Origin of the sequence: Acinetobacter sp. KAM396 (assembly GCF_021602765.1) — a bacterium.
In the GTDB taxonomy this organism is placed as follows: domain Bacteria; phylum Pseudomonadota; class Gammaproteobacteria; order Pseudomonadales; family Moraxellaceae; genus Acinetobacter; species Acinetobacter towneri_A.
In genome coordinates this window covers 219580-232248 of record NZ_BPPH01000002.1, presented here as the reverse complement: position 1 = coordinate 232248, position 12669 = coordinate 219580, and the positions used below count along the sequence as shown (strand labels likewise).

At 41.8% G+C, this 12669-nt stretch carries 10 protein-coding genes; 8 read left to right on the top strand and 2 right to left on the bottom strand.

Annotation, left to right across the window (positions count from 1 at the left end):
* Positions 1 to 10 precede the first annotated feature (10 nt).
* The 4 genes from L6C30_RS02510 (at position 11) to L6C30_RS02495 (ending at position 4503) form a co-directional block, all read left to right on the top strand.
* Positions 11 to 595, top strand: coding sequence for a cob(I)yrinic acid a,c-diamide adenosyltransferase (locus L6C30_RS02510; protein ID WP_236162609.1), 585 nt, complete (start codon positions 11 to 13; stop codon positions 593 to 595).
* Between the two features lie 168 nt (positions 596 to 763).
* On the top strand, positions 764 to 1477 hold the full coding sequence (locus L6C30_RS02505; protein ID WP_236162608.1) for a glycerophosphodiester phosphodiesterase: 714 nt from the start codon (positions 764 to 766) through the stop codon (positions 1475 to 1477).
* Positions 1478 to 1768: 291 nt separating this feature from the next.
* A complete protein-coding gene (locus L6C30_RS02500) occupies positions 1769 to 2935 on the top strand; it encodes an acyl-CoA desaturase (protein ID WP_236162607.1) in 1167 nt (388 codons plus the stop codon).
* A 122-nt stretch (positions 2936 to 3057) separates the two neighbouring features.
* A complete protein-coding gene (locus L6C30_RS02495) occupies positions 3058 to 4503 on the top strand; it encodes a YdiU family protein (protein WP_236162606.1) in 1446 nt (481 codons plus the stop codon).
* Positions 4504 to 4716: 213 nt separating this feature from the next.
* Here L6C30_RS02495 and L6C30_RS02490 read toward each other — a convergent pair whose 3' ends face one another.
* Together L6C30_RS02490 and baeS are read right to left on the bottom strand one after the other, a co-directional pair.
* Positions 4717 to 5403, bottom strand: coding sequence for a response regulator (locus L6C30_RS02490; RefSeq protein WP_236162605.1), 687 nt, complete (start codon positions 5401 to 5403; stop codon positions 4717 to 4719).
* Between the two features lie 20 nt (positions 5404 to 5423).
* Positions 5424 to 7079 (bottom strand): sensor histidine kinase efflux regulator BaeS, encoded by a 1656-nt coding sequence (baeS, locus tag L6C30_RS02485; RefSeq protein WP_236162604.1) that lies wholly within the window; start codon positions 7077 to 7079, stop codon positions 5424 to 5426.
* Positions 7080 to 7219: 140 nt separating this feature from the next.
* Here baeS and L6C30_RS02480 point away from each other — a divergent pair, with 140 nt between their 5' ends.
* The 4 genes from L6C30_RS02480 to L6C30_RS02465 all read left to right on the top strand — a co-directional run bounded on the left by L6C30_RS02480 (position 7220) and on the right by L6C30_RS02465 (position 12598).
* Positions 7220 to 7837 carry a hypothetical protein gene (locus tag L6C30_RS02480; protein ID WP_236162603.1) on the top strand — a complete coding sequence of 206 codons (618 nt, stop codon included), beginning with the start codon at positions 7220 to 7222 and terminating at the stop codon, positions 7835 to 7837.
* A gap of 309 nt (positions 7838 to 8146) precedes the next feature.
* Positions 8147 to 9949, top strand: coding sequence for an acyl-CoA dehydrogenase C-terminal domain-containing protein (locus L6C30_RS02475; RefSeq protein WP_230245652.1), 1803 nt, complete (start codon positions 8147 to 8149; stop codon positions 9947 to 9949).
* 219 nt (positions 9950 to 10168) lie between these two features.
* Positions 10169 to 11950 carry an acyl-CoA dehydrogenase C-terminal domain-containing protein gene (locus tag L6C30_RS02470; protein WP_236162602.1) on the top strand — a complete coding sequence of 594 codons (1782 nt, stop codon included), beginning with the start codon at positions 10169 to 10171 and terminating at the stop codon, positions 11948 to 11950.
* 138 nt (positions 11951 to 12088) lie between these two features.
* Entirely contained in the window at positions 12089 to 12598 is a 510-nt protein-coding gene (locus tag L6C30_RS02465; protein ID WP_236162601.1) for a phosphate-starvation-inducible protein PsiE, read from the top strand.
* The last annotated feature ends 71 nt before the right edge of the window (positions 12599 to 12669 follow it).

Here is a 12669-nt window from a genome sequence, read left to right as displayed (position 1 = left end):
AGGAAAAGTTATGGGCCACCGTTTAAGCAAAATTTATACCCGCACAGGCGACTCAGGCACAACAGGACTGGGCGATGGCTCACGTGTCGCCAAAGACGATTTACGCATTCATGCACTGGGCGATGTCGATGAACTCAATGCCTGCATTGGCGTATTACGCTCACAAATTACACACAGCAACATTCCAGACAAAAACACTTGGGACAAATCGCTCAGTTTGATTCAGCATTGGCTATTCGACTTAGGTGGTGAAGTCTGTATCCCCAATTACCACCTTGTGCAACCGCTTGCGATTGAGTATCTAGAACAAGACATTGACCGTATGAATGAAAACTTGCCAATGCTCAAAGAATTTATTCTGCCTGCAGGAACATTGGCATGCAGTTATGCACATCAAGCCCGTGCCGTATGCCGCCGCGCAGAACGAAGTTTAATGACCGTCCACACTCGCGATCAAAATATTCAAACACCCTCTTTGCAATTACTAAACCGACTGTCAGACTGGCTATTTGTGGCATCTCGCAGCTTGCAACGTGCCGAAGGCGGCAGCGAAGTACTTTGGCAAAAGAATATCAACGACAGTATTGGTAGCTAACATTGCAAACTAAAATCGGAAACTAAAATAAAACCCTGATTTTGCATCTAAAAAATCACGTCGGATGCTGCTTGAACTTTCAGAGCATCCGACCAAAATATGAGTTGTCATCTCTTTGTCACGTCGTACTTGCAAAATGAAAGCAAACTTTCAATTCATGAGCACATTATGCGCATAATTGGTCATCGTGGTGCGCGTGGTGAAGCGCCTGAAAACACACTCGGTGGTTTTGAATATATTCAAAATATTGGCATTCGTGCAGTCGAGTTTGATGTCCGTCAACTCAAAGACAATGCCTTGGTGGTGATGCATGATGATCAATTCATCCGCACCACAGGACAAGACAAAGCACTGTATGAATGTAGTCTGGAAGATTTAAACCATTATAACCATGCGGTGACGTGGTCTGATTGGAATAAAGTTGAAACTACTCCCCTACTCAATCAAACCATGACCATTATTCAAAATTTTGATCATATTGAAGTTGAAGTCAAAGCGGTCAACTCGCATGCCGATGCCGAAAAAATTACCCAAAGTTTAGAGCAACATTTACAGGGTTTTGAACATAACGCTATCATCACCAGTTTTGATACAAAAATTCATTGGGCCTTGCAACAACAAAAATCACGCTTTAAACGTGGTTTATTGGTTGAAGATAATTTGCAATATCAAGCCATTGACCAGGCTTTAGCATTAGGCTGTTGCCAAATTGGTTGGATGAATGAACTCGCAACCAATGCACTCATTCAGGCCACACAACAAGCCCAACTGAATATCAGTGTTTGGACAGTCAACCAAATTGAACGTGCCAAACAGCTTAAAGATTTGGGTGTTCATGGTTTAATTACCGATTATCCTAAACTGATGATGCAACACTTGTAAGCGGCACAACCTCAAATATTTTGATGGATAAATAATTGATTTATTGTGCTTGTTTGGCTGCCGAATACCATATCTCCGAAAAATCTCGCAGAAGCCATTATATTCTGTTACCACCCAGTACAATACAACTGTACAATAATGCTGTGATCGTGAATCCGCTCATGCTAATATGCGAAAAAATTAATCCCTATAAAACTTAATACTATGATTTCAATCTACAGATTGGTCATAGCGTTATAAAGGATTAAGCGTCCATTTATACCTCCCAAGGTTCTAGGAGTGCTGTTGGAGATGAATGCTCCCTTACCCAAAGCCCCAATCAACTGGATTGCCATCTTTGCACTGGTTTTCTTACCTATTGTTGCAGTGATCGCGATTCCGTTATATGCGTATTACCATGATTTTAGCCTTGCCGCTTGGATCAGCATGTTTGTATTACTTGGCGTAAGTAGCTTGGGTATTACAGCAGGTTATCACCGCTTATGGGCACACCGTGCTTATGAAGCTACCCTTCCCTTGAAAATCATTTTAATGATTATGGGAACATTTGCCGTTCAGAACAGTATTCTGTATTGGGGTTCAGGTCACCGTACCCATCACCGTCATGTCGATGACGTCGAAAAAGACCCATATTCAATTAATAACGGCTTCTGGTATGCGCACATGGGCTGGATGTTACGTGACTATCCTGCTGCAGAGCCGAACTTTAAAAATGCACCAGATTTGTTAAATGACAAGTTGGTGATGTTCCAACACAAATACTATATTCCGCTCGTAATTGCAGTTCACGCTGGTATTTTGGTGCCAATAGGTTGGGCTGTAGGCGATATTTGGGGCGTGTTGTTATTAGGCGGTTTAATGCGTCTGATTTTAAGCCACCATGTTACTTTCTTTATTAACTCACTATGTCATATGTGGGGTTCTCGTCCTTATACTGACGAAAATACCGCGCGTGATAATTTCTGGTTAGCAATTGCCACTTGGGGCGAGGGTTATCATAACTATCACCACATTTTCCAGTATGATTATCGTAATGGCGTAAAATGGTGGCAATATGACCCAACTAAATGGTTAATTTGGTCATGCTCGAAGTTGGGATTAGCGAAAAACTTACGCCGTATTCCAAGCTTTAATATTAAAAAAGCAGAATTGGCGATGCGTTTTAAATATGCAGAGCAAGACTTGGCGGTCTATGGACACAATGTAAATGATGACATTGGCCAAGTTAAAAGCCGTATTTCGCAAGAATATGATGCCTTTACTCAAACTCTGAACGATTGGGCAAAGTTAAAAGAGCAAGAAATTCAGGCGAAAAAAGCATCGGTAGCTGAAAAAATCCACCAAATGGATGACAAATTAAAAGTTGAATTCCAATTGGTTGAACAGCGTCTTTCACACCATCGTGAAACGTTGAACTTACTAATGCGCAACCTGAAAAAGAATCCTGTATCTGAATAAACCCCCTCTCTGATGCAATGCGAAAGCCCTGATCTGTTCAGGGCTTTCTGCATGTTAGACTACAGTTTTTAAAGCCTAATTTTGCTATAGTCAAACTCACTTTGTGCCAAAGCTCTCTCACTATGCAATTTAATCCACGTTATCCGACCCTGCCCGCCCGTCTTTATCACATGCAGCAGCCTTTACCTTTAAAAGGTGCAAAAGCAGGACACTTTAATGCTGCATTGGCAAAAGAACTGCAATGGACAGCCGAAGAACAACAGCAATGGGTTGAAATTTGCAGCGGACAAACCACGTTTAAAGAATTTCCTGCTTTGGCAATGGTCTATGCAGGACATCAATTTGGACAGTGGGCAGGTCAATTGGGAGATGGACGCGGTTTACTCATTGCGCAAGTTTTGGACACACAACAACGTACCATTGACCTGCATTTAAAAGGTGCGGGGGCAACGCCTTATTCACGTATGGGCGATGGACGTGCAGTATTACGTTCCGTGATTCGTGAATATTTGGCAGGCCATGCTTTAAATGCGCTGGGTGTGCCATCAAGCAATGCTGTTGGATTTACCTCATCCACTCAAGGTGTACAACGTGAAAAATTAGAACTTGGCGCAATGCTATTACGCACCTCTGACTGTCATATTCGTTTAGGTCATTTCGAATGGATCAATCAGTATCAACCTGAACTACTACCTGAATTTGTGCAAAAATGTATTGAGTGGCACTACCCTGAATGCCTGACTGCCGAACAGCCTATACTCGCCTTTGCCACCCAAGTCATTCAGCGCACAGCAGTGATGATTGCGAAATGGCAATTGGTCGGTTTTGCGCATGGTGTGATGAATACCGATAATTTAAATATCACTGGCTCTACTTTAGATTTTGGCCCTTATGGTTTTATGGAGCGTTTTCGCCCGAACTGGATCAACAACCATTCGGACTACCAAGGGCGCTATACCTACCAACAACAACCGAGTGTAGCGCACTGGAACTTATGGGTTTGGCTGAATAATTTAATTCCGCTTGAGCAAAACCAAGATCAAAAAGAACACTGGAAACAAGCACTGGCAGCATGTTTAGAACATTTTGAACCCACTTTTTTGGAGCATTATAAACTCGGTTTATGTGAAAAAGTGGGGCTGCCAAGTTTCCACAAAGACAGTTTTGATTGCGCAACCAATTTCTTAAGCATTTTGCAAAGTGAACAACTGGATTACACCCAAAGTTTTATCAGCCTACAAAATAAACAATATACTGAAATATTGGATGATTGTTTAGATCGTCGTCAGTGGGAAAGCTTCTTGGCACAGTATTTACAAATTCGTGAACATCAGGATACCGATGCCTTAGATACTGCTATGCAACAAGTCAACCCTCACTATATTTTGCGCAATCACATGGCACAAAAGGCGATTGAGCACGCAGAACGTGATGATTTTTCAGAAGTTGAGCGTTTATTTAATTTGCTCAGCCAGCCGTATATTCAGCAAACGGCATTGGAAAAACCTGAAGATTTAGCACCTTTACCAAGTGATGTGCCAGAAGTGATGGTGAGTTGCTCATCTTAATAGCCTTGTTGCACAAATGCCTAACACTATGATTTTATTAAAAATATCAACAAACCTTTAAAAATTAGTGTCTTGCAAAATGTTTATGCAACAAAGCCTTTGTCCTGCTGAACAATTGATTGTACAAACTACAAAATTTAGCTGTGATGTGAAATGACAAATATTTTATCTAGCCCATCCCTCTGTATTAAAGATGGACTAGATTAATTTTTTCTACTCATCAGGATATTCAAAACGATAACCTACACCATAAACCGCTTGAATCCACTCATGTCGATTACCTGTTTCGGCAGCTTCAGTAATTTTACGGCGCAAGTTTTTAATGTGGCTATCGATCACCCGATCTGCCACTTCAAAACTGTCAGGGTTAATATGATCTAACAATTGCGCACGTGAATACACCTGCCCAACATGCTCTAAAAACAATTCCAATAAACGGAATTCGGTTGGGGTCAAATTCAAGGTTTTTTGCTGATACCAAATACGCTGCTGCGCTTTATCCATACGGAACAAAGACTGATCTTCGGGCTCAGCCTTACGTTCCAAACGGCGCAACACCGCTTGCACGCGCGCGACCAATTCTTTCGGGCTAAAAGGCTTACACACATAGTCATCTGCGCCCATGTTTAGACCTAGCACCCGATCAATTTCTTCAGTACGTGCCGTGACCATAATAATAGGTACATCAGACTGTTCACGCACTTTACGGCAAATGGTCAGGCCATCCATACGCGGTACCATCAAATCCAAAATCATCAGGCTCGGTTTACGCTGCAAAAAACTGTCATAGGCTTCTTGCCCATCATGAAACATACTGACTTCAAAACCAGCAGCTTCTAAATAATCTCGCACCAATTGGGCAAGTTCAATTTCATCTTCAACCAGCAAGATATGTTTCATGCACGATTCCTTAAAGTCCTTCAAGATTTGATTGTTTTGGGAAAGCTTAATTTACAGCGTAAACCACCCAACGGTGAATGAGCAAAACTTAACTCTCCGCCCAATGCTTTGGCAATTTTGACCGATAAGGCCAAACCTAAACCTGTACCGCCTGTGGCACGTGTACGCGAATCATCGACACGATAAAAACGCTCACCCAAACGTGCCAATTGTTCATCACTTAAGCCAAACGGGCTGTCATCTACATACACCGTCCACTCGGTTGGGCTTTGACTGGTGTGAATATGCACCTGCCCACCTGCTTCGGTATAGCGAATACTATTACTGAGTAAGTTGAGCATAATTTGTTTAAAGCGGTCTATATCCAATTGTAATTGTGTGCCTTCACCCGACACGACCAAGTCCAACTGTGCCTGTTCAAATTTCGGCTTAAAGCTTTCGATTTCCTGCTCAATCACTTGCCATGGATCAATGCTCGAGAAATAGCATTTCAGCTGCATGGCTTCGGCTTGCGCCAAGTCCGATAAATCCTGTGTGAGTTTTTTCAGATTATTGACCTGATGCATCATCGCAGCCAAATGTTCTGGCGTTGCTTTGCGAATACCATCTTGCATGGCTTCAATTTGCGCCTGTAACACTGCCAACGGAGTTTTTAATTCATGTGAAGTATCTGCCACCCACTGACGACGTGAAGTTTCATGTTGATCTAAAATCACCGCCAAATGATTCAATTCGGTAGATAAATCACCCAACTCATCATTACGATTGACCTTGACCTGATGCTGATAATGGCCTTTGGTTAATTCACGTGTACCATTTAATAAGCGCTGAATTGGCTTTTTAAAATAGGTCGCCAATAACAACGCAGCAACCAAGCTCGCCAAAATACTTAAAACATAAACCAATAATAAATAACGAGTTTGTTTACTAAAAAAGTTAATACTTAAAGCATCTTCCTGATCTAACACAGGTTTTAAGCCCAGATAACCCACGATTTTTTCACCGACCATAATTGGACGATAGGAAATTTGAGTTTCAGCAGGCTCTCCCACTACAAATTGCCGCTGGGCATCATATAAAGATAAGCGTGAACTCAAGCCTAAACGGTCAGGCATCGAAATAAATTGTTTTTTTCCAGATGATTCTGTCGTGTTTTGATGTCCTTCATTTTTACGATCAGGACGGAAAGCATTCTGATTGGCACTCAAAGGAAACACTAAACCTTCAAATGGCTGAAATTGTGAAGGTAAATTCAGCTCTAACCAGCGAAGTTCTTCCGCATTGGCTTGTCGTTTGCCTGGCTCAGGCTCGACTACACTTGAGTTTACATTGGCGAGGGTGTGTTCCTGAAAATAACGCTGCTGCAAAGCAATATCATACTGACGACGCAACCACCACCGCGATAAACGGTCATAATCATCAGGCGCAGCTTCACCTTCAATTTGGAGAATTTGCGCCTGAATGGCATTGCCCCAATCGTGATATACCGCATAGACTTCTGCCAAGTTTTGAGTGAGCAAGTCCAGCTTTTGCATTTCGACATCGGCCACATATTTGCTGAAGTTTCGCTGCATATTGACATGCAATACCCCCAAGCTGACCGTGGTAATAAGCAAGGTCGTCAGCAGTACTGTTAAGAACAGGCGTAATGCGATGGGTATACGGCGAATTTTCAAAAGCGCAATCTCAGCTTTTTTTGTCGATTTTGAGCATTGTAACCAACAGTGCTAGAAAAAACTCTCCATTGTTTCTACATCTTTATTATTTAATCTTTAATCATCCAAAATCACATGCTCTTGTATGGGGGGAATTTAGAATGAATAAGATGACAAAAATTGCTTTAGCCACTGCCAGCATTTTATCTGTAGGTGCGTTGACTGCCTGTCAATCCACACAAGCACCAAAAGATATGAAGCAGTCGCAATATATGCATGGTCATTATCAAAAAGACCGTCACATGACGCCTGAACAACGCAAACAATTTGAAAAAATGCGTACTGAACGTAAACAAGTCATGCAAGACATTAAAAAAGCCTGCGATGGCAAAGCGGTGGGTTCAGCAGTCCAAGTCAAAGCAGGTGAACAAACACTAGAAGGCACATGTGCGATTTCATTTAAACCGAACCGCGATAAAATGAAACGTGGTGAACATCGCCCAATGCGTGGCGATAAAGCCGATCGTGGTGAATTCCGTGGCATGCATATGCAGCGTGGCGAACCACTAACCGATGCGAAACGTGCTGAGTTAACCCAGCAATACGATCAACGTTTAGCTGAACGTCAAGCGCGTCAACAAGCTGCGACCAAAGCCTGCCAAGGTCAAACCGATGGTAAAGCCGTGCAACTAAAAGTCGGCATACAAACAATAGATGGCAAATGTATCGTTCACTTCCAACCTAATGCACCTGTTTCAGCACCGGATAAGGCTGCTTAAACCACTCTAAAAAGCATAAATAGATAAAAAAGGCGCAAATTGCGCCTTTTTTATTGGACATATCTCTTTACGGTTTTGACTATTTGTTTCATTTCAAATTCAGCAAAACTATTTACACTCAAACAACTTAGCCATTTCAAGGTAAAAATCTTTGACTTTACAGTCACCAAGAAATGCTATGCAGATGCTTGTACCGAATTAGAAGATGTTGCACGATTACAACCAATGCAACACGGCATGTCTAATAAGGCATGCGCTGAAATCCATTTAAAATATAACGCTGGTCAAACCAGTATTGAGGAAACCGATATGCCACAATACAAAGCGCCTTTACGTGATATGCAATTTGTTTTGCATGAATTATTAAATGCCGAAGATCACTATTCAAAATTACCTGCATTCCAAGAAAACGTAAGCCGTGAATTGGTTGACCAATATTTGGAAGCTGCAGCAGATTTCTGTGAAAACGAATTATCTCCGTTAAACCAAGTGGGTGACCGTGAAGGATGTACTTGGAATGATGGTGTGGTGACAACACCAACGGGCTTTAAAGAAGCGTATCAAAAATATATCGAACTCGGTTTCCCATCGCTGTCTGCTGAAGAGCAATATGGCGGTCAAGGTCTGCCTGTTTCTCTAGGTAACGTGATTTCAGAAATGGTAGGTACAGCAAACTGGGCATGGGGCATGTACCCAGGTCTTTCTCATGGTGCTGTACGTACTTTAGAACACCACGGTTCAGATGAACAAAAAGCAACCTATCTGCCAAAGCTTGTTTCAGGTGAGTGGACGGGTACCATGTGTTTAACCGAATCTCATGCAGGTTCTGACTTGGGTATTATCCGTACCAAAGCTGAACCACAAGCAGACGGCAGCTATGCAATCTCTGGCGAGAAAATCTTTATCTCTGCTGGTGAACATGACATGGCAGAGAATATCGTGCACATCGTATTGGCACGTTTACCTGGCGCACCTAAAGGTACTAAGGGTATTTCTTTATTTATCGTACCAAAGTTCAATGTAAATGCAGATGGCTCTTTAGGCGAGCGTAATGGTGTACGTTGTGGTTCAATCGAACACAAAATGGGTATTCATGGCAATGCAACTTGCGTCATCAACTTTGATAATGCGAAAGGTTTCTTGATTGGCCCTGAAAACCGTGGTCTAAACTGCATGTTCACGTTCATGAACACTGCACGTATCGGTACAGCGGTACAAGGTCTTGCAGCATCTGAAGGTTCTTTCCAAGGTGCGTTGACTTATGCCAAAGACCGTTTAGCAATGCGCTCACTTTCTGGTCCGAAAGCTCCTGAAAAAGAAGCAGATCCAATTATTGTGCATCCTGCTGTACGCAATATGCTATTGACTCAAAAAGCGTTTGCTGAAGGTGGTCGCGCACTAGTGTATCTGTTGTCTCTACACGCAGATATCGTTGAACAAGGTGCAACTGAAGAAGAACGTAAGTTCTCTGACAACATCTTGTCTTTATTGACGCCTATTGCAAAAGCATTCTTAACTGAAACAGGTTCTGAATCTGCAAAACATGGTGTGCAAGTCTTCGGCGGTCATGGCTTCATTTCTGAGCATGGCATGGAACAAATTGTGCGTGATACACGTATTTCATGCTTGTACGAAGGTACAACTGAAATTCAAGCAATCGATTTGTTAGGTCGTAAAGTTTTGGGTACACAAGGTGCAATGTTGAAAGACTTCACCAAAATCATCCATAAATTTGCAGAAGCCAACAAAGACAACGCAGCAATGCAAGAATTTGTTGAACCGCTCGCAGCGCTCAATAAAGAATGGGGCGATTTGACCATGCAAATTGGTATGCGTGCAATGCAAAACCCTGAGGAAGTAGGTGCTGCAGCAGTAGACTACATGTACTTCTCTGGTTATGTAACACTAGCTTACCTATGGGCACGTATGGCATTGGTCGCTCAAGAAGCACTTGCAGCAGGCACAACCGATGTAGACTTCTACAATGCTAAAGTGACGACTGCACGTTTCTACTTCAAGAAAATCTTGCCACGTGTTCGCTCACACGTAGACGTGATTGCAACAGGTGTAGAGCCACTATTTGCATTAGATGCTGAACACTTTGCTTTCTAAGCGAAAATTAAAACTCGCTAAATATTGAACATATTTAGCGGGATATTCAAAATGTTGTACTCTTGAGTACAGAAATTGAGAAAGGACGGTCATAGCATTGACAGTCCTTTTTCTTTATAAATAAAGCATTCTTTCGCTTTAGTCGCCTACAACATTCACAATTGTAGATTACACTGAACTCAACGAATCAAGATTCAAACAATAAACAGGTGAACTCACATGCCAATTTATAATGCCCCACTTGCCGATATGAAATTCATCTTAAATGATGTATTCAATGCAGAACAATTCTGGCAAAACAATGAAAACCTCGCTCACCTTGATGCTGCAACGGCTGAAGCAATTTTGGAAGAAATGGCAAAATTTGCCCAAAATGTGACGTTGCCTATTAACCGTAGCGGTGATGAAGAAGGCGCGACCTATAACAATGGCGAAGTCACCACACCTGCTGGATTTAAAGAAGCATTTAAACAATATGCCGAAGGCGGCTGGATTGGTTTAGGCGCAGATGAAGAATGGGGCGGTCAAGGCATGCCAAAAATGCTGACAGTATTGTCAGATGAAATGCTCTTTGCCACCAACCCATCATTCTTATTGTATCCACTACTGTCTGTCGGTGCAGGCATGGCGTTAAGCAGTTATGCATCACAAGAACAGAAAGAAACGTATTTACCTAAAATCTACTCTGGCGAATGGTCAGGTACCATGTGCTTAACTGAACCGCATGCAGGTACAGATTTAGGGATTATTAAAACTAAAGCTGAACGCAACGAAGATGGTACTTATAACATTACAGGTACTAAGATCTTCATTACAGGTGGTGATCACGACCTCGCAGAAAACATCATTCACTTAGTTTTAGCGAAAACACCAGACGCTCCTGCAGGTTCACGCGGTATTTCTTTATTCATCGTGCCAAAATTCTTGGTGAATGAAGATGGTTCATTGGGTGAACGCAACCCAGTAGGTCCAGGCTCAATCGAACACAAAATGGGGATCAAGGCATCTGCAACTTGCGTGATGAATTTTGATGCTGCAAAAGGTTATCTCGTTGGTAAAGAAAACGAAGGTCTTGCAGCAATGTTCGTGATGATGAACTATGAACGTTTATCAATGGGGATTCAAGGTTTAGGCGCATCAGAATTTGCCTATCAAAATGCTGCACAATATGCGACTGACCGTATCCAAGGTCGTAGTGCATCGGGTGTAAAATCACCAAACAAAGCTGCAGACAGCATTTTGGTACATGGCGATGTACGTCGTATGTTACTTAATGCGCGTGCCAATAATGAAGCTTCGCGTGCATTTGCGGTATATGTGGGTCAACAATTGGATATCACTAAATTCTCTACCGATGCAGAAGCTGTGAAAAAAGCCAATGACCGTGTTGCATTGTTAACTCCAATTGCCAAAGCCTACTTAACCGATACTGCATTTAACGCTGTAATTGATTCACAAATGGTCTTCGGCGGTCATGGTTATATCCGTGAATGGGGTATGGAGCAATGTGTTCGTGATTTACGTATCGCCCAAATTTATGAAGGCACCAACGGCGTACAATCGCAAGACTTGATTGGTCGTAAAACCATTAAATGTAATGGCGAATTTATTGCAGAATACATTGCAGAAATCCGTGATTTCACCAATGGTTTAGATGCAGACCTCAACTTCATTAAAGATGCAACTTTAGATGCAGCGACTGAAGTTGAATCTGTGACCCAATACATTTTAAATGCAGCTAAAGAAAATGTAGATTTCCCGAACGCAGCAGCGGTTGATTATTTACATGCGGTAGGTTTGCTCAGCTTCTCATATATGTTTGCGCGCATTGCCAATGCAGCTAAACAAAAAGAGGGTGAGTTCTATCAAAACAAATTGTCATTAGCACTGTACTTTGTACAACGTATTTTGCCAGAACTAGCTTTACGCATTACCAAAGTGAAAGCGGGCGCAGAAGTGGTAATGAACTTCAGTGAAGATTACTTCACCAACCAGTCTTAATTCATACAGTATCGCAAAAACGCCTGAATCATCAGGCGTTTTTTTATACTAAATTTTATATCCCTATTCTAATTTGTGCATGAAATTTGCATCACCTTTGTTGAAGTCTGAATATCCATACTCAAACAGGAGGTGAAAATGGCAGTACGTCGTTCAAAAATAGATAAAAATATTAAAGCAGTTGAAAGCCTATTAGACAAATATGGCAATTGGGCAGTAGAAAGTTTTCATTATCTTGCGCTCTTTATCATTGGCTGTATGGTCATTTGGTCTGCTGGACATACGGTAATTGATATTTTCACCATCAAACAATATGCCACTATTGATGACATCTTATTGCTTTTTATCTATTTAGAACTAGGAGCAATGGTTGGTATTTATTTTAAAACCAATCACATGCCTGTACGTTTTTTAATTTATATTGCCATTACCGCACTAACCCGTTTGCTAATTTCAGATATTCAACACGACCATAAAGCTGATCTCGATTTAGTGATTATTACTGGTTCAATTTTAATTTTAGCCGCTGCAATTTTAGTGGTGCGTTTTGCATCTTGGCATTACCCTTCCGTTATTCGAGACAAGCACAGTGAAAAGCCTTTAGCACAAGGCAAAACCCCTCGCCCAGAAGATGATGAATTGGCGTAAAAATCTAAAATAGGTCAAAAAATGCTTCTAGATACTCAATATCTAGAAGCATTGATCTCTATGATTTCACT